General features: G+C 62.6%; 18 protein-coding genes. 10 read left to right on the forward strand and 8 right to left on the reverse strand.

Annotated elements, in window-relative coordinates; translation table 11 throughout:
* Positions 1-348: 348 nt before the first annotated feature.
* The 3 genes from QMX97_RS10655 to QMX97_RS10665 form a co-directional block, all read right to left on the reverse strand.
* A complete protein-coding gene (locus QMX97_RS10655; protein ID WP_065910145.1) occupies positions 349-1,332 on the reverse strand; it encodes an alpha/beta hydrolase in 984 nt (327 codons plus the stop codon).
* The gene (locus QMX97_RS10660) at positions 1,333-2,220 is read right to left on the reverse strand and encodes a neutral zinc metallopeptidase (RefSeq protein ID WP_065910147.1); all 888 of its coding nucleotides are present in this window, start codon (positions 2,218-2,220) and stop codon (positions 1,333-1,335) included.
* A gap of 155 nt (positions 2,221-2,375) precedes the next feature.
* The gene (locus QMX97_RS10665; protein ID WP_065910149.1) at positions 2,376-2,792 is read right to left on the reverse strand and encodes a membrane lipoprotein lipid attachment site-containing protein; all 417 of its coding nucleotides are present in this window, start codon (positions 2,790-2,792) and stop codon (positions 2,376-2,378) included.
* 185 nt (positions 2,793-2,977) lie between these two features.
* Between QMX97_RS10665 and QMX97_RS10670 the strand changes: the two genes are divergently transcribed.
* Entirely contained in the window at positions 2,978-3,856 is an 879-nt protein-coding gene (locus tag QMX97_RS10670; RefSeq protein ID WP_065910150.1) for a DMT family transporter, read from the forward strand.
* On the opposite strand, the gene QMX97_RS10675 is transcribed toward QMX97_RS10670, so the two are convergent.
* Positions 3,857-5,191 carry an MFS transporter gene (locus QMX97_RS10675; RefSeq protein ID WP_282396890.1) on the reverse strand — a complete coding sequence of 445 codons (1,335 nt, stop codon included), beginning with the start codon at positions 5,189-5,191 and terminating at the stop codon, positions 3,857-3,859.
* Positions 5,192-5,411: 220 nt separating this feature from the next.
* Between QMX97_RS10675 and quiC the strand changes: the two genes are divergently transcribed.
* Complete coding sequence (gene quiC, locus QMX97_RS10680) at positions 5,412-7,313, forward strand: 3-dehydroshikimate dehydratase QuiC (protein WP_282396891.1); 1,902 nt, start codon at positions 5,412-5,414, stop codon at positions 7,311-7,313.
* A 77-nt stretch (positions 7,314-7,390) separates the two neighbouring features.
* Entirely contained in the window at positions 7,391-8,056 is a 666-nt protein-coding gene (locus QMX97_RS10685) for a TetR/AcrR family transcriptional regulator (protein WP_065910346.1), read from the forward strand.
* 862 nt (positions 8,057-8,918) lie between these two features.
* Here the strand turns inward: QMX97_RS10685 and QMX97_RS10690 are convergent.
* Positions 8,919-9,767 carry a shikimate dehydrogenase gene (locus QMX97_RS10690; protein WP_282396892.1) on the reverse strand — a complete coding sequence of 283 codons (849 nt, stop codon included), beginning with the start codon at positions 9,765-9,767 and terminating at the stop codon, positions 8,919-8,921.
* A complete protein-coding gene (gene aroQ / locus QMX97_RS10695) occupies positions 9,764-10,213 on the reverse strand; it encodes a type II 3-dehydroquinate dehydratase (protein ID WP_065910157.1) in 450 nt (149 codons plus the stop codon). The genes QMX97_RS10690 and aroQ overlap by 4 nt, the downstream gene beginning before the upstream one ends.
* Before the next feature lie 207 nt (positions 10,214-10,420).
* On the opposite strand from aroQ, the gene QMX97_RS10700 reads away from it, so the two are divergent.
* The 7 genes from QMX97_RS10700 (at position 10,421) to QMX97_RS10730 (ending at position 20,119) form a co-directional block, all read left to right on the forward strand.
* The gene (locus tag QMX97_RS10700; protein ID WP_028618031.1) at positions 10,421-10,942 is read left to right on the forward strand and encodes an RNA polymerase sigma factor; all 522 of its coding nucleotides are present in this window, start codon (positions 10,421-10,423) and stop codon (positions 10,940-10,942) included.
* 63 nt (positions 10,943-11,005) lie between these two features.
* Positions 11,006-12,004, forward strand: a complete 999-nt coding sequence (locus QMX97_RS10705; RefSeq protein ID WP_282396893.1) for a FecR family protein — start codon at positions 11,006-11,008, stop codon at positions 12,002-12,004.
* A 197-nt stretch (positions 12,005-12,201) separates the two neighbouring features.
* Positions 12,202-14,862, forward strand: coding sequence for a TonB-dependent receptor (locus tag QMX97_RS10710; RefSeq protein ID WP_282396894.1), 2,661 nt, complete (start codon positions 12,202-12,204; stop codon positions 14,860-14,862).
* Between the two features lie 81 nt (positions 14,863-14,943).
* Positions 14,944-15,564, forward strand: a complete 621-nt coding sequence (locus QMX97_RS10715) for a heme acquisition protein HasA (protein WP_065910164.1) — start codon at positions 14,944-14,946, stop codon at positions 15,562-15,564.
* Between the two features lie 165 nt (positions 15,565-15,729).
* Complete coding sequence (locus tag QMX97_RS10720) at positions 15,730-17,466, forward strand: type I secretion system permease/ATPase (RefSeq protein WP_282396895.1); 1,737 nt, start codon at positions 15,730-15,732, stop codon at positions 17,464-17,466.
* A complete protein-coding gene (locus tag QMX97_RS10725) occupies positions 17,463-18,788 on the forward strand; it encodes an HlyD family type I secretion periplasmic adaptor subunit (protein ID WP_065910166.1) in 1,326 nt (441 codons plus the stop codon). Before QMX97_RS10720 ends, QMX97_RS10725 begins: the two co-directional genes overlap by 4 nt.
* A complete protein-coding gene (locus QMX97_RS10730; RefSeq protein WP_106802571.1) occupies positions 18,785-20,119 on the forward strand; it encodes a TolC family outer membrane protein in 1,335 nt (444 codons plus the stop codon). The genes QMX97_RS10725 and QMX97_RS10730 overlap by 4 nt, the downstream gene beginning before the upstream one ends.
* 797 nt (positions 20,120-20,916) lie before the next feature.
* Here the strand turns inward: QMX97_RS10730 and trmA are convergent.
* Entirely contained in the window at positions 20,917-21,996 is a 1,080-nt protein-coding gene (gene trmA / locus QMX97_RS10735; RefSeq protein ID WP_282396896.1) for a tRNA (uridine(54)-C5)-methyltransferase TrmA, read from the reverse strand.
* Positions 21,993-23,288, reverse strand: coding sequence for an NCS2 family permease (locus tag QMX97_RS10740; protein ID WP_034100857.1), 1,296 nt, complete (start codon positions 23,286-23,288; stop codon positions 21,993-21,995). The genes trmA and QMX97_RS10740 overlap by 4 nt, the downstream gene beginning before the upstream one ends.
* Between the last annotated feature and the right edge of the window lie 118 nt (positions 23,289-23,406).

Below are 23,406 nucleotides of genomic sequence, written 5' to 3' on the forward strand. Positions count from 1 at the left end.
CCACATTTTGACCGTGGTTGTCAGGTAGAAAATCGCTCGCCACAGATCTCACAGCCCGCCCCGCGATCCCCCGTGGGAGTTGTCGAGCCCCAGCGAGGCTGCGAAAGCGGCCGCATGGGCGATAGAGGCGTTGGCTGACCCAACGCCATCGCAGGCAAGCCAGCTCCCACATTTTGACCGTGGTTGTCAGGTAGAAAATCGCTCGCCACAGATCTCACAGCCCACCCCGCGATCCCCTGTGGGAGTTGTCGAGCTTTAGCGAGGCTGCGAAAGCGGCCGCATGGGCGATAGAAGGGTTGGCTGACCCACCACCATCGCCGGCAAGCCGGTTCCTACAGGGATGTGGGGTTATTGGAAGAGTACTTTCTGGCCTTCAGGCGAGGTAAACATGCCGTCGCCGTTATGCCCAACGCCCGGCACTTCCACCAGTTTCTGGCTCAACTGTGGGTGCCGCTGCTTGAGGTAGTCAAAATAGTTGTGCCCGCGAATCAGGCGATACGCGCCTTGGGTCTCGGCGGCGCAGCTTTTATCCAGCGCCGGGTGGTTCGGGTCGGTGTCCTGCTGGCCCAGCAGGTAGGTGATGTTGCGTGACACGTAGGCCTGCTCAAGCTGCTCGGCGCTCTGGCCCTTGGCGTAATCCGGCAGGTTTTGCATGCCGTATTTCCAGTCGTTGAAGCCTGGGCAACTGGCGGTGTCGAACTTCACCGGACGCTGTGGCGTGAAGTACGCATAGGACGATGGGTTGGCGACCACGTAACGCAGGCTGATGCCTTCGGTCTGCAGCATCGGGTGGTCGTGGCCGGTCAGGGCAAACCGCTGGACCACTTGACCACCGCCGGAATGGCCGGCGACGACGATCTCTTTCAGCGCCGGAAACAGCTTGCGATTGCCCAGGTGCTTGATGATCTGGTCCAGGGCACCGTAGGAACTGACCTGGCCTGGGCCGACGGAGGACTCGCCGGCCATCCAGTCGTTGCCGTTCCAGCGCAGCACCTGGTTGTCCAGGTGGTTGCGCTTGATGTCGGACTCATTCAGAAACTGTGGCGCAATCACCAGCGTGTTGGTCGCCTGGCCCGCGTGCTCGGCGGCGTCTTCACCGCTTTGCAGGTAGGTCTGCGCATTGCGCAGGCGGCCGTGCACGATGATCAGCGCGCGGGTGACCTGGGGCAGTGGCTGGCGCCAGTCCTGGCTCAAGCCCAGGCTGAGGTCGCCGGCATCCAGGTGAAAACGATCGGGACTGACCACCTTGACCCCATGTTCTTTCTCGGCGGCCCAGGTGGATGAGGAACAGGTAATCAACAAGCCCAGCAGCAATCCCAATCGTTTATTCATCTAAAGACTCTTGGCGGTAAAAGTGTCGCATTGAGTGATCTGGCCCTGGGCAAAGCCGGTCTTGAACCAGCGAACCCGCTGCGCCGAGGTCCCGTGGGTAAACGAGTCCGGCACGACGCGCCCTTGACCCTGTTGCTGCAAACGGTCATCGCCGATGGCGTTGGCCGCATTCAGTGCTTCTTCAATATCACCCGGCTCCAGCCAGTTCAGGCGCTTTTGCGCGCGGTTGGCCCAGACCCCGGCGAAACAGTCGGCCTGCAGTTCCTGGCGTACCAGCAGGCCGCCATCGCCTTGCAGTTGCCGGCCCTGCTGGCGCGCGGCCTGGATCTTGGCCGAGATGCCGAGCAGCGTCTGCACGTGATGCCCGACTTCGTGGGCGATCACGTAGGCCTGGGCGAAATCACCGGCGGCCTTGAAGCGTTGCGACATTTCCCGGAAGAAATCCAGGTCCAGGTACACCTGTTGGTCGGCCGGGCAATAGAACGGGCCGCTGGCCGAGGTGGCGCCACCGCAGGCCGAATTCACCCGACCGCGGAACAGAATCAGTTTCGGATTCTTGTAGGCCAGGCCATTTTCCTGAAAGACCTGGGCCCAGGTGTCTTCGGTATCACCCAGCACCGCGCGCACAAAGTCCGCTTGCTCGTCGTTGGCCGGCGGTGCCTGGCGTGGCTGCGTGCTCACGGAGGGCGCCTGTTCCATCTGGCCAGTCAACTGGCCGAGGATCTGCAGCGGATCCTGGCCGGTCAACCAACCGATGCCGACGATCAGCACAATTGCCGTCAGGCTCAGGCCCTTGCCGCCACCAAACCGCATGCCGCCACCGCCGCCGCCACTGTCATCGCGGGCATCCACCACGTTGTCGCTGCGTCGGCCTTTTTTCCATAGCATGGGGCAATCCTCTCGATGAACTCTGAAACAGTGTTGTTGGTGCGTGGGAATGGCGCCAGCCCGGCTGTCCGACAGGTTCGAGAGCTGCGTAGTATCGCTGCTCTCAGCCCGTGCTGGCAGGGGCGCCAGATGAAAGTTGTGTCAGGTTGGACGGCTCAATCGCGGCAGTAGCCTTCACCGCTATCAACCACCAGGCAGTCCTTTTTCTCCGCCAGCCATTTCAGCCCGGTGGCCTCGCCGTTGCCAGCGCGCAGCAGTTGCGGACCATCGGGGCGCGTGAAGGCGATGCCGTCTTCGGCGGCTTCACCTTTGAAGGTGCCGGAGTCGTCGGCGTCGAGGCCGTATTGCATGGTGAGGATGTAGTGACCACGGCCGACGCTGTCGTCCTTGGCGATGGTCAGGTTCAGGCCTTCGACGCCGATCCACTTGCCGACCCACTTATCGGTGGGCGGGGTTTCGGGCACCAGCGTGGCTTGCACAGACGGTGGCGCAGGCTTGGGTGCCTCCTTGGACTCCTGGTTGCAGGCGGTCAGCAGGGCGAGGGCAGAAAGAATAAAGAGGGTTTTCTTCATAGCAGCAAGGCCTTGGTTAAAAAGTGTGCAACGCTGGGACTGAGGTGCAGCGTTGGACTCGAATCCCGTGATTTAGTGCGCTGTTCGCACGGTGTTTGGTTATGCTCTGCGGGCAGACGCATGCCCGGCTGCTAGATTACCGGGTTGAGTGCCACCGCGTTCAGCTCGCCACGCAAGAGAATTCAATGACTGTCAGCACCCCCCTTTCCGGCGTCAACCATCCTTTCAAAGGCATCCTGCTGATTGTGCTGGCGACGTTCCTGTTTTCCAGCCACGACGCGTTGTCCAAATACCTGGCCGGGTTCTACCCGATCGTGATGGTGGTGTGGGCGCGTTACCTGGTGCATACCGTGTTGATGGCCGGGATTTTCCTGCCGCAATCCGGCTTGCGCGTGCTGCGCAGCAAGCGGCCGGGGATGCAGGTGGTGCGGGCGTTGTGCCTGTTGGGCACGAGTTTGTTTTTCACTGCGGCGCTGCATTACATCCCGCTGGCGGAAGCCACGGCGGTGAACTTCCTCGCGCCGATCCTGGTGACCGCACTCTCGGTGCCGCTGCTCGGCGAGCACGTGACCCGAGGCCAGTGGCTGGCGGTGATCTGCGGGTTTGTCGGGGTACTGATCATCATCCATCCCGGTGGCGAGCTGTTCACCCCGGCGGTGCTGCTGCCGCTGTGTTCGGCGCTGTTCTTCTGCTTCTACCAATTGCTTACGCGCATCCTCAGCCAATACGACACGCCCACCACCAGCAACTTTTTTGCCGGGCTGTGCAATACCCTGGTGATGAGTGCGCTGGTGCCGTTCTTCTGGCAGGTTCCGACGCTGTGGCATGGTGCGTTGATGCTGGCGCTGGGCACCTGCGGGATGACCGCCCACTTGATGCTGACCCAGGCGTTCCGCTTTGCGGCGCCGGCCTTGCTGGCGCCGTTCGGCTATTGCCAGATCGTCTTTGCGGGGTTGTTGGGCTGGCTGGTGTTCAGCCATACCCCCGACGTGACCACGGTGGTCGGCATCGGGGTGATCTGCATGAGCGGGTTGGCCGCTGCCTGGCAGCAGCGGCGCAGGTGATCAGACGTCTACGGTGGGAATCTTGCGCGGCGCCATGAAGTACATCCAGGCCAGTGCAATGAAGTACATCGCCGGGATCAGGGTGAACAACACCGTGTAGTTGTTGTTGGTGACCGTGAGGATATGCCCGACGATCTGGGTCATGAACATGCCGCCGATGGCCGCGCACATCCCGCCAAAGCCGAACACCGTGCTCATCATGTGCTTGGGCGTGTAGTCCATCACCAGGCTCCAGATATTCGCGGTCCAGGCCTGATGCGCGCCGATGGCCAGGGAGATGGCAAACACCGCGACCCACAGCTGGCTGGAGCCGGCCGCCATGATCACGCCGACGATGCAGCAGGCAAACAGCAGCATCGACAGCAACCGCGCCTTGATCGAGTTCATCCCACGGCCGATCAGGAACGACGAGAGAATCCCCCCACCCACACTGCCGAAGTCGGCGGTCAAATAGATGATGATCAGCGGGATGCCCATCTGCGTCACGTTGATGCCCAGGTTGTATTGCTGGTTCAGGAACGGCGGCAGCCAATACAGGTAGAACCAGAACACCGGCGCGGTCATCGAGTAGGCGAGGGCGAAGGCCCAGGTGCCGCGCATGCGCAGGATGCGGCTGAACGGTACGCGCGGTTGTTCCGGTTCGACTTCCTGTTGCACGTAGTCCAATTCGGACTGTTTAACCGTCGGATGGTCTTCCGGGTTGTAGTACTTCAAGCCCCAGAACAGCAGCCAGATCCCGCCGAGTGCCGACATGCACAGGAACGCCGCCTGCCAGCCCCACACGTGCAGGATCAACGGCAGCAGCATCGGCGTCATCATCGCGCCGACGTTGGTGCCGGCGTTGAAGATGCCGGTGGCCACCGCGCGCTCGCCGGCCGGGAACCACAGGCGGGTGGTCTTGACGCAGGCCGGGTAGTTGGCGGCTTCGGTCAGCCCGAGGATAAAGCGGCAGACCATAAAGCCGACGGCCGAGGTCGCCAGGCCGTGGGCGCCGGTGGCCAGGCTCCACAGCAGCACCGCGCAGAAGAACACGCGCTTCACGCCGACGCGGTCGATCAAGCGCCCTTGCAGCACAAAGCCGATGGCGTAGCCGACCTGGAACCAGAAGTTGATGTTGGCGTAGTCCATCGCCGTCCAGCTCATCTCCTTGGCGAGGATTGGCTGCATCACGCCCAGGGCGGCGCGATCAATGTAGTTGAGGGTGGTGGCGAAGAACACCAGGGCCAGCATGCCCCAGCGAGTTTTACCCACGGCCAGGGCGCCGCGAATCTTGTCGCCGATGCCGGCGTGCGGGTTGCCCGGGCGCGCGGCCAGGACGGAGTTTTGCGAAGGCATGAGGTCGTACCCGTTTTTTGAAATTTTTATGGTGTGTTCTGGGTCTTGATACGGAATCGATGGTGCGCAGCGGTTAAAAAATCGTCAATTCGTCAACAGCCATTGTGTTCGATAATCGCACTGAAAACTAACCGGTTCGTACATTTCAATTGCTGTGAACAGTTTAGCGGCGAATAATTTGCCGTAAATAAGACGAGCCTCAAATGCCGGGAGTCGCCCCATGCAACGCTCTATTGCCACCGTTTCCTTGAGCGGAACCCTGCCGGAAAAACTCGAAGCCATCGCGGCTGCCGGGTTTGATGGCGTAGAAATCTTCGAAAACGATCTGCTGTATTACGACGGCAGTCCTCGGGAAGTTAGGCAAATGTGTGCCGACCTGGGCATTGCCATCACCCTGTTCCAGCCCTTTCGCGACTTTGAAGGCTGCCGCCGCGACCGCCTGGCGCGCAACCTGGAGCGCGCCGAGCGCAAATTCGACTTGATGCAGGAACTGGGCACCGACCTGGTGCTGGTGTGCAGCAACGCCTCGGCCGATTGCGTCGGCGATGAACGCATCCTGCTGGATGACTTGAGCCTGCTGGCCGAACACGCTGGCCGGCGTGGCTTGCGCATCGGCTATGAAGCGCTGGCCTGGGGCAAGCACGTGAACACCTGGCAGCAGGTGTGGAACCTGGTCCGCCAGATTGATCACCCCAGCCTCGGCGTATTGCTCGACAGCTTTCACACCTTGTCGCTGAAGGGCGACCCGAGTGGCATCGCCGAGATTCCCGGCGACAAGATTTTCTTTGTACAGATGGCCGACGCGCCGATCCTGGCCATGGACGTGCTGGAGTGGAGCCGGCATTTCCGCTGCTTCCCCGGCCAAGGCGAATTCGACCTGGCGGGGTTTCTCGCACCGGTCATAAAAAGCGGCTACACCGGGCCGTTGTCCCTGGAGATTTTCAACGACGGCTTCCGCGCCGCGCCCACTCGTGCGAATGCGGCGGATGGCTTGCGGTCGCTGCTGTACCTGGAGGAGAAGACCCGCCAGCGCCTGGCGCAGGAGCAACCTGCGGTGCCGGTGGAGATCCTTTTCGAAACCCCGGCGGCCAGCGAATACGACGGCATCGAGTTCCTCGAGTTTGCGGTGGATGAAAGCCTCGGCGCCAAGCTGACTCACTGGCTGGAGCGCCTGGGTTTCGTCAAGGCCGGCCAGCACCGGTCCAAGAGTGTCAGCCTGTTGCGCCAGGGCGATATCAACCTGATCCTCAACTGCGAGCCGTATTCCTTCGCGCATAACTTTTTCGAAGCCCATGGACCGTCGTTGTGTGCCACGGCGATTCGGGTCAAGGACAGCGCCAAGGCCCTGCAGCGGGCAGTGGCCTACAAGGGCCAGCCCTATCGCGGCCTCGTGGGCCCGAACGAGCTGGAACTGGCCGCCGTGCGCGCGCCGGATGGCAGCCTGATTTACCTGGTGGACCCGAGCGAGGGCGGTCTCTACGACACCGACTTCAACCTGCAACCGGCCACTGCCGCCAGCGGTGGCTTGTTGCGCATCGACCATATGGCCATGGCGCTGCCGGCCGACAGCCTCGACAGTTGGGTGCTGTTCTACAAGAGCCTGCTGGATTTCGAAGCCGATGACGAAGTAGTGCTGCCCGACCCGTATGGCCTGGTGAAAAGTCGCGCACTGCGCAGCCGCTGCAGCTCGATTCGCCTGCCGCTGAATATCTCCGAGAACCGCAATACCGCGATTTCCCACGCCCTGTCGAGCTATCGCGGCTCAGGCGTGCACCACATTGCCTTCGACTGTGCGGACATTTTCGCCGAGGTACGCCGCGCGAAAGAGGCCGGGGTGCCGCTGCTGGATATTCCGCTGAACTATTACGACGACCTCGCCGCGCGTTTCGATTTTGACGACGAGTTCCTCAGCGAGCTGGCGTACTACAACGTGCTGTACGACCGCGACGCGCAGGGCGGTGAGTTGTTTCACGTGTACACCGAACCGTTCGAGGGACGGTTTTTCTTCGAGATCATCCAGCGCAAGAACGGCTATGCCGGCTATGGCGCGGCCAACGTGGCGGTGCGCCTGGCGGCGATGGCCAAATCGCGCAGCGGTGCAGTGCGTCAGGCACGCTTATGACGGCGGGCCAGGTGCTTCCTTCGGGGAGCGCCGCGGCCCATAATCACCGCCTGCATAACAATGGCCGTGAGCGCACCATGACCTCGAGTCCCGAACTCCCCGCGGTGTCAGACGCACCGCGCAAGAGTCGCAAGAACAATCCGGAAAAGACCCGCGAAAACATTCTCCAGGAAGCCATCGTCGAGTTTGTCCAGCAGGGCCTGTCCGGCGCTCGCGTGGATGCGATCGCCGAGCGCATCCACACCTCCAAACGCATGATCTATTACTACTTCGGCAGCAAGGAGCAGTTGTACGTCGAGGTGCTGGAGAAGCTCTACGGCGATATCCGCAACACCGAAACGCGGATGAACCTCACCGCGCTGGAACCGCGCGAAGCAATCCGCCGACTGGTGGAGTTCACCTTTGATCACCACGACCAGAACGTGGATTTCGTGCGCATCGTCAGCATCGAAAACATCAACAACGCCGAATACGTGAAGCGCTCCGATTCGATCAAGGCGATGAACAGCAACATCCTCGAAGGGCTGGGCGCCACCTTGCAGCGCGGGGCTGAGTTGGGCGTGTTCCGCCAAGGGCTGAACCCGCTGGACGTGCATTTGCTGATCAACTCATTCAGCTTTTACCGCGTGTCCAACCGCCATACGTTCAGTGAGATTTTTCAGATCGAGCTGTCGGATGAGGCGATCAAGCAGCGGCATCGCGAGATGATTTGCGATTCGGTGATGCGGTACTTGCAGGCCTGAATACGCGCGATATTCGGGAAGGAATGCAGTCCCTGTGGGCTTGCTCGCGAAAGCGGTGGGTCAGTCGCTGAAGAGGGTGGCTGATCTGGCGCCTTCGCGAGCAAGCCCGCTCCCACCTTTGGGATGTATTACAAGGTTGGAATCGGGTTGTGCCGCCTGCTCAAATGCCGCAGCACCTCGAATCCCAAGTCAGAACAGCGATCAAGACTGTGGGAGCGGGCTTGCTCGCGAAAGCGGTGGGTCAGTCGCTGAAGAGGGTGGCTGGTCTAGCGCATTCGCGAGCAAGCCCGCTCCCACCTTTGGGATGTATTTCAAGGTTGGAATTGGGTTGTGCCGCCTGCTCAAATGCCGCAGCACCCCGAATCCCAGCCCAAACAGCGATCAAAACTGTGGGAGCGGGCTTGCTCGCGAAAGCGGTGGGTCAGTCGCAGCAGGAGGTGACTGATCTGGCGCCTTCGCGGGCAAGCCCGCTCCCACATTTGGGATGTATTTCAAGGTTGGAACCGAGTTGTACCGCCCGCTCAAATGCCGCAGCACCCCGAATCCCCAGCCCGAACAGCGATCAAAACTGTGGGAGCGGGTTTGCTCGCGAAAGCGGTGGGTCAGTCGCTGAAGAGAGTGGCTGATCTGGCGCCTTCGCGAGCAAGCCCGCTCCCACATTTGGGATGTATTTCAAGGTTAGAGCCGAGTTGTGCCTCCCGCTCAGATGCCGGCGCAGCACCCCGAATCCCAAGCCCAAACAGCGATCAAAACTGTGGGAGCCGGGCTTGCCCGCGATGGCGGTGTGTCGGGTAGACAGCGATCGGCTGGCAAACCGCTATCCCCGGCAAGCCGGCTCCTACAGTTGATCGTGTTTCGACAGTCAGCTATTCATGCGCTGAAAGTGCGCCAGCATGCGCTGCGCATCCGGCACCTCGCCGCTGAACAATTCAAACGCCTTGACCGCTTGAAACACTGCCATGTTGCCGCCATCCAGGGTGCGGCAACCCAAGGCGCGGGCGTCGCGCAGCAGCTCGGTTTCCAGGGGGAAATACACAATTTCCGCCACCCACAGTTGCGCTCGCAACAGCGCAGCGGGCACCGGTGTGCCCGGTAGCTTGGCCATGCCCATGGGCGTGGTGTTGACCAGGCCATCCGCTTCGGCCATGGCGTTTTCCAGGTGATTGCCGACTTGGGCGCGACCGGCGCCGAAGCGCTGCGTGAGGTTATCCACAAGGTCGCGGGCGCGGCGGGCGTCCACATCGAACACACTCAATTGCTCCACGCCTTCGGCCAGCAGTGCGTGGGCCACTGCCGCGCCCGCGCCGCCGGCGCCCATTTGCACTACGCGCTGGCGGGCAACATCACTCAGGTTTCGCCGAAACCCTTCGGCAAAGCCCAGGCAGTCGGTGTTGTGGCCGATGCGTTTGCCGTCCTTGAACACCACCGTATTGACCGCCCCAATGCCGCGGGCCTCGTCGGATAATTCATCGAGCAAGGGCAGGATCGCCTGCTTGCACGGGTAGGTAATGTTCAGGCCGGTGAAGTGCATCAGCTCGGCGGCATCGAGCAAGTCGGGGAGGGCGTTGAGGTCCAGCTTCAGCGGTTCCAGGTCGATCAGCCGATACAGGTAGCGCAAGCCTTGGGCGTCACCTTCGTGCTCATGCAGGGCCGGCGTACGGGAAGCCTGGATGCCGGCGCCGATCAGGCCGGCGAGAATGCGCGGTTTCATTGCGTCGATCCCTTCAGCAACTGGCTGAAATGCTCCAGGGCCAAGTGGTAGCCATGGCTGCCGAACCCGGCAAGCACGGCCTTGGCGATAGGCGACACAAACGAGTGATGCCGAAACGCCTCGCGTGCATGCACGTTGGATAAATGCACTTCGATCACCGGTACTTCACTGGCCACCAGCGCGTCGCGAATCGCCACTGACGTGTGGGTCCAGGCTGCCGGGTTGATCACGATCCCGGCGCAGCGGGCGCGGGCGCCGTGGATCCAGTCCAGCAGCTCGCCTTCGTGGTTGGTCTGGCGAAATTCGATTTTCAGCCCCAGTTGCTCAGCGCTGCGGCCGCACAGGGCGGCGACATCGGCGAGGGTTTCATGGCCGTAGGTGGTCGGCTCGCGGGTGCCGAGCAGGTTGAGGTTGGGGCCGTTGAGCACCAGCACGATGGGCGGCATAAGGGGTGTCTCCACACTTATTGTTAGTTGTGCGGATAAAATGTACTGGATGGTTAATTTGGTCAATTGATGGCAGCGGATGTGTTCGATTACCGAACCGTTAATCAGACCTTGAGACGCGAAGGATCAGATTAGATTTCAATTGAAAATCATTCTCGACAACGCTTAAGATGCCCGCCTGTTTCCTTAACATTCCAGGGAGTCGGTTTGTCGGACGTGGATCTCAAAGGCCTGTTTCTCAAGCACGCCGATACCCTGCGCGGGTATCTGGCGCGCAAGGTACGGGACCCGCAGTTGGCCGCGGACCTGGTGCAGGAGAGCTTCCTGCGCCTGGCGGAAAAGCCGGCCGGCGAGCGCATCGACAACTCCCAGGGCTATCTCTATCGAACGGCGAGCAATCTGCTGATCGACCATATTCGCCAGGAAGCGCGGCGCAAGACAGACTCCGTGCCCCACGAGGCGCTGGCCGAGATTGAAGATGAAGTGGCCGGGTTGGAGGCTCAGGCAATGGCGCAGCAACAGCGACAGGCATTGAAGCAGGCACTGGCGGAGTTGCCGGAGCGCACCCAACAGATTTTCCGCCTGAACCGCATCGAGGGCATGACCCACGCCCAGGTTGCCCGGCACCTGGACATCTCCGACAGCTCCGTGCAAAAGCATCTGGCCAAGGCCTTGGCCTACGTAATGCAGCGCCTGCAGGACGGCGAGGTGGCGCCATCCGACGAATGAATTACCGAAAAACGCCAGGTCAGTCGTCACAGCGTTATATAACGAAAAATTCGAGATTCACACGTGAATAGCCAGGGTCCGCAACAGCACAGCATTACCGAGGTGGCCGCCGAGTGGGCGGTGCGCCTGCACGCCGGTGCCCTGACCGCCCAGGAGCAGGCCGAGCTGCGCCATTGGATCGCCTGTGACAGTCGCCACGAAGCCGCGCTGCGCTTTGCCGAGCAGACTTGGGCTGCGTTGGGCGAGGTGCATAAGGATGAGGCGGTACACCGCCAAAGGCCCCCTGCGGCGCTGCTGCCGGTGCGCCGCTCGGCGCGGCGAAGGCCGTGGCAGCGGGCGGCGGCCGTCGCGCTGGTCGTGATGGCGGCGGGTGTCGGCTGGGTGCGCGGGCCGGATGCCTGGCTACGCCTGCAGGCCGACTATGTCACCCAGAAAGGCGAGGTGCGCACCGTGCACCTGGCCGATGGCAGCACGGTGGAGCTGGATTCCGCCAGTGCGATTCGCCTGGATTACGACGGCGTGCAACGGCGCATCAGCCTGCTCCAGGGCTCGGCGATCTTCGATGTGGCGCCGATGGTCGGCAAGGAGACTCGGCCATTCGTGGTGCAAAGCGCCGGCGGGCAGACGCGCGCGCTGGGTACGCGGTTTGTGGTGGACCGCGAGGAAAGCAGCCAGGCCTGGGTGGGCGTGTTGCAGCACAGCGTTGCGGTGTCCTTGCAAGCCTCACCGAAAAAAGGCCCCAGCGACCGTGTGCTCCAGGAAGGCCAGGCCGCGCGCTACAGCCCTCAGGAAGGCATCGTGCGCCTGGATCAGTTCGATGTGGAGCGCGCCACCAGTTGGCGTCGCGGCGTGTTGATCTTTGATCGCCAGCCCTTGGCCAAAGTCATCGAACAACTCAACCGCTACCGCCCGGGGCGCGTGGTGTTGACCAGTGCGGACCTGGGCGATCGCGAAGTCAGCGGGGTCTTCCGCCTCGACATGCTCGACACCGCCCTCGGTACCCTGACCCAGGAATTGCAAGTGCAACGCCTGGACCTGGCAGGCCTCAGCCTGATCTATTAACGCCCTGCTGGTGGTGGCGTTCGCGAGATCTTTCCCACGCCATCGCCGGCAAGCCGGCTCCTGCGCGTGTCTTTGCCTGCCAATCCCCCTCATTTAAAAACTTTGAAAAAAATCTTACTGACTTCCTGCGCGTCGCACGTCTTGCTAGGTGAGAAGCATTCGCATAAACAAAAACGCTTACGCAGGGAAAAACACAAATGTCAGCACTCAACAAGGGGCGTATCACCGGTACCCGGTTAGCCCTGGCCATTCACCTGGGCCTGTTCGCGGCAGCGGCGCCGGTGTTCGCCGCACAGCCGCAAGTGGCAGCGGCCCAGCCTGCAGTGCTGACGTTCAATATTCCCGCGCAAGCGCTTGGCAGTGCGGTATTGGCCTTCGCCGATCAGGCCGGCCTGCAGGTGTTGTTCGACAGCCAGCGCCTGCAAGGCTTGAACAGCACCGCGCTGCAGGGCAGCTTCGGGGTGCAGGAAGGCCTCGGCCGCCTGCTCGGCGCCGCCCCGGTGGACTACCGCTTTACCGGCGAGCGCCAGGTCACCCTGACCCGCGTCGAGCAGCCGAGCACCCCGGCACTGTCGCTGGCAACCACCACCATCACCGGCCAGCACGCCCAGGATTGGGTGTACTCCTCGCCACGCTCGGTCAGTGTGGTCGGGCGTGAACAGCTGGATCGCAACCCGCCGCGCCATGCCGCCGAAATGCTCGAGGAGGCGCCAGGCGTCTACTCGGCGGTCAGTCAGCAGGACCCTGGCCTGTCGGTGAATATTCGCGGGATCCAGGACTACGGCCGCGTCAACATGTCGGTCGACGGCATGCGCCAGAACTATCAGCAAAGTGGTCACCAGCAACGCAATGGCACCCTGTATGTCGACCCGGAGTTGTTGTCCGAAGTCGTCATCGAAAAGGGCGCTACCTCCACCATGGGCGGTGCGGGCGTGATTGGCGGGGTTGCCAATTTCCGTACCGTGGAGGCGGCTGACCTGCTCAAGGACGGCAAGGAAATCGGCGGGCGCATTCGTCTCACCACGGGGCTGGGCGGGCGCAGCAACGGCACGCACTTTATCGGCAGTTCGGCGTTTGCCGTGGGGACCGACGTGTGGGACATGCTGGTGGCCGCCAGTGAGCGCCACCTCGGTGATTACAAACCTGGCACCCAAGGCAGCATCGGCGATCTGCGCACCGGCAGCTCCTTCCTGCCGAACAGTCAGGAACGGATCAAGAACACCCCCGTCGCTTATTCGGGCTCGGTGATGCGTTCGCGCCTGCTCAAGCTCGGTATCAATCTGCCGGTGGACCAGCGCTTGCAACTGAGCTATCTGACCACCGAGGTTGGCTACGACGACGTGAACATGATGACCGCCGAAAAAGCCCAGTTATGGGAAAAGCTCGGCAGCAGCAATGTCACGGCGCAGAACTTCGCGCTGGACTACAGCTACACGCCGGACAACCCGCTGATCGATTTCAAGGCCAAGCTCTACTACGTCGATACCCGCAATGACCAGAGCACTCCGACCCGTGGCAGCAGCAAAGGTTACGAGGTCACCTACCAGACCAACACCTACGGTTTGCAGGCCCAGAACATCTCGACCTTTGCCTTGGGCGAGCTGTCCGTGCTCAAGGCCAACTATGGGCTGGAGTTCTTCTACGACAAAGTCCGCCCGGACTCCAACCAAATGGTGGAGGCAGGCTCGGCGGTGACCGCTTCTGCGGCGGAAAGCATCACCCCCGAGGGGGACCGGGCACTCGGCAGCCTGTTCGCGCGCCTGGATTACGACTATGACAACTGGCTGAGCCTCAATGCCGGCTTGCGTTACGACCGCTATCGGCTGCGCGGCGAAACTGGCTTGAACACGCGTACCTTCATTATTGGCACCACCCGGCAGGTCGGCTTGCCCATGACCTATGACGTGGACCGGGAAGAGGGGCATTTCTCGCCGACCTTCGGCCTGTCGATCAAGCCTGGCGTGGATTGGTTGCAACTCTTCGCCACGTACGGCAAGGGCTGGCGCCCGCCGGCAGTCACCGAAAGCCTGGTCAGCGGCCGGCCCCATGGCGGGGGCTCGGAGTCGATTTTCCCCAACCCCTTCTTGAAACCGGAGACGTCCACCGCCTGGGAAGTCGGCTTCAACGTGCTGAAGGAAGACCTGGTGTTCGCCGATGACCGCGTGGGCATGAAGGTGTCCTACTTCAACACCCGCGTCGACGACTTTTCCTACATGGCCCTGGGCGTGCAGCCGCCCGGTTATGGCATCGCCAATATCGGCAATGCGGCGTATGTGAACAACCTGGAGACCACGCGTTTTCGCGGTCTCGAATACCAGTTGGATTACGACGCCGGGTTTGCCTATGGCCAGTTCAACTACACACGCATGCTCGGCAGCAACAAGTTCTGCAGCAAGACCGCATGGCTGGGCGGTGTCACCAAGATCCAGAAAGGCCCGGGTAGCCGTGCGCCTGTAGACGCGATGGTGCCGGACGACGTGGCCAATGCGGGGCAGAGCTGCAGCGCAATCCTGGGCTCCTCCGAACATATGCCGATGGACCGCGGCACCGCGACGCTGGGTGCGCGCTTCTTCGAGCGCAAATTGGATGTGGGCGTTCGTGCCCGCTACAGCGGCGGTTACTACGTAAAAGGCGGCGTCGGCGTGACCACGTCGCAAACCGGCGTTTATCCGGCCGACTGGAAGCCCTACACCGTCTACGACCTTTACAGCAGCTACCGCGCCACCGACCAACTGACCCTGCGACTGGCCATGGAAAACGTCACCGACCGCGCCTACCTGGTGCCGCTGGGCGACGTGTTGGCCTTTACCCTCGGGCGTGGGCGCACGTTGCAGGGCACCGTTGAATACCAGTTCTGACCGATTTTGCCCAGTGACGGGCAAAACCACAGCAGGCACTGGCTTGCTGTGGAGATACCACCCCATGACTTGGAGTTTTGCATGAGCATTTCTATTTCATACAGCACGACCTATGCCGCCAACACGGTTGCCGAGTACCTGAGCGACTGGTCCGCTTACTTTGGTGACCTGAACCACCGCGAAGGTTCGGTCAAAGAGGGTTCGAACACCGGTGGTTTCAATCCTGGCCCGTTCGACGGCACCCAATATGGTGTGTCGAGCACGGTCAGCAACGCGGCGGTGGTCGCCAACGGTGACCTGCACTACACCTTGTTCAACCCGCCGTCGCACACCCTGTGGGGTTCGATCGACTCCCTGAACCTGGGCACTATCCTGTCGGGCGGCGCCAGCAGCGGTGGCTACACCCTCACCGAGCAGGAAGTCAGCTTCACCAACCTGGGCCTGTCGAGCCTGCAGTCCGAGGGCCGTGACGGCCAGGTGCACCAGATCATTTATGGCCTGATGAGCGGCGACAGCACGGCACTGGCCTCGGCGATCGACTCCCTGCTCAAGGACATCGACCCAAGCCTGTCGGTCAACTCCACCTTCGATCAACTGGCGGCTGCCGGTGTTGCTCATGTCGACTCGGCGTCGGTCGCCGCTGCCGATGTGGCGCTGGTGGGCGTCCAGGATGTGCCTCAGGACTTCGCCCTGGCAGCCTGATGCCATGAAAAAAGCGAATGGAAGATCGCTCTCCCATTCGCCGCATTACACCGCTGTCGCCAAGCCTTCTAACTCTTCAAGCGACGGCGGTGCCGAATTCTGCGCAGCGTCGCATGGCCTGTCAACGCAACGACGCTGCCCGCTCAACCCTTTGAGAATCCCCAGATGCGCCACGCCGGCAACGAAACCCTGGCCGCCCTCGCGGCTTATAAAAGTGGCTTCTTCAACATCGGCCTGTTCTCGGCGGTGATCAACCTGCTGATGCTGGCCCCGGCGCTGTACATGCTGCAGGTGTACGACCGGGTGCTGGCCTCGGGCAATCAGATGACCCTGCTCATGCTGACGCTGATGATCCTCGGCCTGTTCGGCCTGATGGGCGCATTGGAGTGGGTGCGTAGCCAGGTGGTGATCCGCCTCGGCACGCAGATGGACATGCGCCTGAACCAGCGGGTGTACGACGCCGCGTTCGAAGCGCAACTCAAGGGCGGCACCCAGGCGGCGGGGCAGGCGCTGCATGACCTGACCACCCTGCGCCAGTTCGCCACTGGCCAGGCGCTGTTCGCGTTTTTCGATGCGCCGTGGTTTCCGGTGTACCTGCTGGTGATTTTCCTGTTCCACCCCTGGCTCGGCCTGCTGGCCCTGGGCGGTGCGGTGATGCTGATCGCGCTGGCCTGGCTCAACCACCGCGTCAGCCAGGCGCCAATGGCCCAGGCCAGCCAACTGTCGATCAGCGCCAGCCAGCAGGCCACGGCGAACCTGCGCAATGCCGACACCATCGAGGCCATGGGCATGCTCGCCACCTTGCGCGGGCGTTGGTTCCGCCAGCACCAGGCGTTTCTTGCGCAGCAGAACCTGGCCAGTGAAAAGACCGCGGCCGTCACGGCCTGGTCCAAGGGCGTGCGCCTGGCGTTGCAGTCGCTGGTGCTGGGCCTCGGCGCGTTGCTGGCGGTGCAGGGCGAGATCACGCCAGGGATGATGATTGCCGGGTCGATCCTGATGGGCCGCGTGCTGAGCCCCATCGACCAACTGATCGGCGTCTGGAAGCAATGGGGCTCGGCGCGCCTGGCCTACGAGCGCCTGTCGCAGATGCTTGAGGCCAACCCGGCGCGCCCCGAGCGCATGAGCTTGCCGGTGCCCAAGGGGCAACTGAGTGTCGAGCAGGTCAGCGCCTGCGCTCCAGGCAGTCGGCGCCCGGCGCTGGCCAACCTCGGCTTCAACCTGCCGGCAGGCGAAGTGCTCGGCGTGATCGGCCCGTCGGGGTGCGGCAAGTCCACCCTGGCGCGGGTGCTTGTGGGGGCCTGGGCGCCGCTGGCCGGCAAGGTGCGGCTGGACGGCGCCGACCTGAGTCACTGGGACAAGCAGCAACTGGGGCCGCACATCGGTTACCTGCCCCAGGACATCCAGCTGTTCGCCGGCAGCATCGCGCAAAACATCGCGCGTTTTGACGCGGTGGACGCCGACAAAGTCCTCGCCGCCGCACAAATGGCGGGCGTGCATGACTTGATCCTGCAACTGCCCCAGGGCTACGACACCCCACTGGGGGAGGGCGGTGCCGGCCTGTCCGGTGGCCAGAAACAGCGAGTGGCCCTGGCCCGCGCGCTGTACGGCTTGCCCGCGCTGATCGTGCTGGATGAGCCCAACGCCAATCTCGACGAGGTGGGCGAGCAGGCCCTGCTGCAGGCGATCACCCAGCTCAAGCAGCAGCGCCGCACGCTGATCCTGATTACCCACAAACCCAACGTGCTAACGCTGACCGACCAGTTGCTGATCCTCAAGGACGGCCAGTTGCAAGCCTTTGGCCCGACGGCGCGGGTGCTGGAGGCGCGGCAGAAACCCGCGGCGCCCAAGCCGGTGTCGACCATGAGCATGAGTTACCGCCTCGGTGAAGGAAAACAGGCATGAGCAGCAGTAAACCGGTGTTGGTCAGTGATCAGCCGAACAATGTGCTGGCGCTGGATGACAAAAAATACTCGCGCCTGGGGTGGTGGCTGGTGCTGGGTGGCTTCGCCGGCTTCCTCGGTTGGGCGGCATTGGCGCCGTTGGACAAGGGCGTGGCGGTGCCGGGCAAGGTCATGGTCTCGGGTCATCGCAAGACGGTGCAGCATCCGGCAGGCGGTATCGTCGAACGCATCGAAGTGCGCGACGGTGATGTGGTCAACGCCGGCCAGGTGCTGCTGCGTTTGAAGGAAACCCCGTTGCGTGGGCAGATGCAGTCCCTGCGCAGCCAGTACCTTGCGTCCCTGGCCAGCGAAGCGCGCTTGAGTGCGGAAAGCGAAGGGTTGGCGGCGGTCACCTTTGGCCCCGAGCTGCTTGACGATCCCGAGGCTGCCAACACCCTGGACCTGCAACGCCAGCTGTTCAGCAGTCGCGCCCAGGCGCTGGCGACCGAGCAGCAAGGCCTGCGCGAAACCATCGCCGGGATCGAGGCGCAGCTACGTGGCACGCGCGACTCGCAGGCCAGCAAGGTCCAGCAACGTGCAGCGCTGAGTGAGCAACTGCAGGGCCTGCGCGAGTTGGCGCGCGACGGTTACATCCCGCGCAATCGCCTGCTCGACAGCGAGCGCCTGTATGCCCAGATCGACGGCACCATCGCCGAGGACTACGGCCGTATTGGCCAATTGCAGCGCCAGGTCCTGGAGCTGCGCCTGCGCATCCGCCAGCTCGGTGAAGACTTCCAGAAAGACCTGCGCGGCCAATTGGCCGATACCCGTACCCGCAGTGATGACCTGCGCAATCGCCTGGCCTCGGCCGAGTTTGAGCTGGCCAACAGCCTGGTGCGTGCGCCTGCGAGCGGTGTGGTGGTCGGCCTGGATGTGTTTACCGAAGGCGGGGTGATCAAGCCTGGCCAGGCATTGATGGACATCGTGCCCCAGGGCGAGCCGTTGCTGGTGGAGGCGCGGGTGCCGGTGCAGATGGTCGACAAGGTGCACCCCGGCTTGCCGGTGGAGTTGATGTTCTCGGCCTTCAACCAATCCACCACACCACGGGTGGCCGGCGAGGTCACGCTGGTGTCAGCGGATCGCCAGGTCGATGAGCGCACCGACGAGCCTTACTACACGCTGCGCGCGCAGGTCAGCGCGGCCGGCATGCAGCAACTGGACGGCGTGCAGATCCGCCCCGGCATGCCGGTGGAAACCTTCGTCAAGACCGGTGAGCGCTCGATGCTCAACTACCTGTTCAAACCGTTGCTGGATCGCACCCACATGGCCCTGGTGGAAGAATGAAGGCGTTGTTGTTCACCCTGTGTTTCAGTTGCGCACCGGCGGCGCAGGCCCTGGGTTTGTTGGATGCGTACGACCTGGCCCTGCGCAATGACCCGACCTTCCAGGCCGCGATCCAGGAGCGCGAGGCCGGCGAGGAGAATCGTGCGATCAGCCGCGCCGGGCTGCTGCCGAACCTGTCCTGGAGCTATAACAATTCGCGCAATGAATCCGAAGTAACCCAGAGCACCGCCGTGGGCAATGTCACCAGCGACCGCGATTACCGCAGCTATGCGTCGACCCTGACCTTGCAGCAACCGCTGCTGGATTACGAAGCCTATGCGCGCTTTCGCCAGGGCACTGCCCAGGCGCTGATGGCCGATGAACGGTTTCGCGGCAAGAGCCAGGAACTCGCGGTGCGCGTACTCAGTGCCTACAGCCAGGCGTTGCTGGCCCAGGAGCGTATCGAGCTGAGCCGCGCACAGAAACGCGCGTTTGCCGAACGCCTGCAACTCAATGATCGCCTGCTCAAGGGCGGGGAAGGCACGCGCACCGACGTGCTGGAAACCCAGGCCCGCCTGAGCCTGGCCCAGGCCGAGGAAATCGAGGCGCTGGACACCCAGGACAGTGCCCTGCGCGAGCTGGAAGCCATCGTCGGCCAACCGTTGCAGATCGAAGAACTGGCACCGCTGGCTCGCCAGTTCGCGATTCCGCCGCTGGAGCCCAACCGTTTCGACACCTGGCGCGAACTGGCGATGGCCAACAACCCGGAGCTGAAGTCCCAGCACCACGCGTTGGACGTTGCCGAATATGAAGTGGAGCGTAAACGCGCCGGCCACATGCCCAAGGTCAGCCTCTACGCCAGCAGCCGCCAGACCAGCTCCGACTCCGAAAGCAGCTACAACCAGAAGTACGACACCAACAGTGTCGGCATCCAGGTCAGCCTGCCGCTGTTCGCCGGTGGCGGCGTGTCGGCGTCCACCCGCCAGGCGGCGCACCAACTGTCCCAGGCCCAATATGAACTGGATGCGCAAACCTCGGCGACCCTGGTGGAGCTGCGCAAGCAGTTCAACCTCAACACCAGCGGCGCGGCGAAAGTGCGTGCCTACGAAATGGCCGTCAGCTCCGCCACCGCCTTGGTCACCGCTACCCAAAAAAGCGTCAGCGGCGGCGAGCGCGTCAACCTCGACGTGCTCGACGCCGAACAACAGCTTTACACCGCCCGCCGCGACCTGGCGAACGCGCGGCATGCGTATCTGCTGGCGCGGATTCAATTGAAGTATTACGCAGGATTGCTCAACGAGCAGGACTTGCAGGCGTTGGCAGGGTATTTCCAGCCGCCACCTTTGCCTTGAAATGCAAGCCCCCTGTGGGAGCGGGCTTGCTCGCGAAGGCGTTGTGTCATTCAACACATATACCGACTGACACCCCGCCTTCGCAGGCAAGCCAGCTCCCACAGGGAATATGTGTGCGCGGTGCGATTGCATGCAGCTCGAACCTGCTGCTCGGATGTGGGAGCTCTCGATCCAGAGCGAGGCAGCGATGGCGGTGGTTCAGCCAACCCATATACCAACTGACCCTGCGCCTTCGCAGGCAAGCCAGCCCCCACCTTTGCCTTGAAATGCATGCCCCTGTGGGAGCGGGCTTGCTCGCGAAGGCGTTGTGTCAGTCAACACATATACCGACTGACACCCCGCCTTCGCAGGCAAGCCAGCTCCCACAGGGGATATGTGTGCGCTGCGCGATTGCATGCAGCTCGAACCTGCTGCTCGGATGTGGGAGCTCTCGAGCCAGAGCGAGGCAGCGATGGCGGTGGTTCAGCCAACCCATGTACCGAATGACACCCCGCCTTCGCAGGCAAGCCAGCTCCCACAGGGGATAGGTGTGCGTTGTGCGATTGCATGCAGCTCGAACCTGCTGCTCGGTTGTGGGAGCTCTCGAGCCAGAGCGAGGCAGCGATGGCGGTAGTTCAGCCAACCCATATACCAACTGACACCCCGCCATCGCAGGCAAGCCAGCCCCACCTTTGCCTTGAAATGCATTCCCTTGTGGGGCTTGCTCGCGAAGGCGGTGGCTCAGTCAACACATCTATCAACTGACACCCCCCATAGGCAAACCAACCCCCACAGGCGATCTACGCTGTCCTGCCGACTTATCGGCGGGTCAGCAGCACGCCGGATTCCATATGGTGCGTCCACGGGAACTGGTCAAACAGGGCGCACTTGGTGATGCGGTGGGTGTCATGCAGTTGCGCGATGTTCGCCGCCAGGGTCTCCGGGTTGCAGGAGATGTACAGGATGTTGTCGAAACGCCGGGTCAGTTCGCAAGTGTCCGGGTCCATGCCGGCACGGGGCGGGTCGACGAACACGCTGCCGAATTCGTAGCTCTTCAGGTCGATGCCGTGCAGGCGACGGAACGGGCGCACTTCGTTGAGCGCCTCGGTGAGTTCCTCGGCAGACAGGCGCACCAGCGTGACGTTATCCACCGCGTTTTCATCAAGGTTGCTCAGCGCGGCATTCACCGAGGTCTTGCTGATTTCGGTGGCCAGCACTTTGCGCACGCGGGTTGCCAGGGGCAGGGTGAAATTGCCGTTGCCGCAATACAACTCGAGCAAATCATCCGGGCGATCGCCCAGGGCTTCGTACGCCCAGTTGAGCATCTTCTGGTTCACCGTGCCGTTGGGCTGGGTGAACGCGCCTTCAGGCTGGCGGTAGCTGAATGTGCGACCGCCGACCTCGAGCTTTTCCACCACGTAGTCATGGCCGATCACGTCGCGCTTGCCTTTCGAACGGCCGATGATGCTCACGTTCAAGTCGGCAGCCAACTGGTTCGCGGCGGTGTGCCAATGCTCGTCCAGCGGGCGGTGGTAGCACAGGGTGATCATTGCGTCGCCGGCCAACGTGGTGAGGAACTCCACCTGGAACAGCTTGTGGCTCAGCGCAGCACTGGCTTGCCAGGCGGCCTTGAGCTGCGGCATCAACTGGTTGAGGCGCTGGCTGGCGATGGGAAATTCTTCGATCAGGATCGGTGTGCGTTTGTCGTCCTGGGAGAACATCGCGTAGTGGCGTTCACCGCCTTCGCGCCACAGGCGGAACTCCGCGCGCAGGCGAAAGTGCTGCAGCGGCGAATCGAAGACCTGTGGCTCGGGCGCGTCGAACGGTGCCAGCAGGTCACGCAAGCGCGTGACCTTGTCTTGCAGTTGAGCGGTGTAGCGTGCGGCGTCAAAAGTCATGCGTTGAACCAGCCCAGCTTGATCACAAACAGAATCGACAGAATCACCAGTGCCGGGTTCAGCTCACGGTAGCGGCCCGAAAGCAGCTTGATGGCGGTCCAGGCGATGAAACCGAAGGCGATGCCGTTGGCGATGGAGTAAGTGAAGGGCATCGCCAGGGCGGTGATCACCACCGGCGCTGCAACGGTAATGTCATCCCAGTCGATTTCGGCCAGGCCCGAGGTCATCAGCACGGCGACGAACAGCAGTGCCGGCGCGGTGGCGAACGCGGGAACGCTGGCCGCCAGTGGCGAGAAGAACAGCGCCAGCAGGAACAGGATCGCAACCACGATCGCCGTCAGACCGGTACGGCCACCGGCACTCACGCCGGCGGCGGATTCGATGTAGCTGGTGGTGGTCGACGTGCCCAGCAGCGAACCGGCCATGGCGGCGGTGCTGTCGGCGATCAGGGCGCGGCCCATCTTCGGCATGTGGCCGTCCTTGCCCATCAGGCCGGCGCGCTTGGCGACGCCGATCAGGGTGCCGGAGTTGTCGAACAGGTCGACGAACAGGAAGGCGAAGATCACGCTGACCAGGCCGATGTCCAATGCACCTTTGATATCCAGCTGCAGGAAAGTCGGGGCCAGCGACGGCGGCATCGAGGTCACGCCGCCGAACGGAGTGAAGCCCATGACGATGGACACGATGGTCACCGCCAGGATGCCGATCAGCACTGCACCGCGCACGGCCAGGGCTTCCAGCGCCACGATCAGCGCGAAACCGAGGGTGGCGAGGATCGGCGCCGGTTGCTTGAGGTCGCCCAGGCCAACCATGGTGGCCGGGTTGCTGACCACGATGCCGGCGTTGTGCAGGGCGATCAGCGCCAGGAACAGGCCGATACCGGCGGCAATTGCCGAGCGCAGGGGCAGCGGGATGCTGTTGATGATCCACTCACGGATACGGAAGATCGACAGCAGGAAGAACAGCACCGCCGAGATGAACACCGCGCCCAGCGCAACCTGCCAGGTATGGCCCATGTGCAGGACCACGGTGTAGGTAAAGAAGGCATTGAGGCCCATGCCCGGCGCCAGTGCGATCGGGTAGTTGGCGATCAGGCCCATCACGGTCGAACCGATGGCCGCCGCCAGGCAGGTCGCGACAAATACTGCGCCCTTGTCCATGCCAGTCTCGCCGAGGATGCTCGGGTTGACGAACAGGATGTAGGCCATGGCCAGGAATGTCGTGATGCCCGCGAGGATCTCGGTGCGCACGTTGGTGTTGTGTGCCTTGAGTTGAAACAGCTTTTCCAGCATGCCTGCTCCCTGTGACGCTATTTTGCGTCGTGATTTGTTGACCTCTAAGTCAAAGCACAAACTGCGCCAAGCGCCTGTGGTTCCAGAGAGGATCGGAAAAAGCGGCGCATCATACCAG

It is taken from the genome of Pseudomonas sp. PS01298 (genome assembly GCF_029959745.1).
GTDB lineage: Bacteria > Pseudomonadota > Gammaproteobacteria > Pseudomonadales > Pseudomonadaceae > Aquipseudomonas > Aquipseudomonas aylmerensis.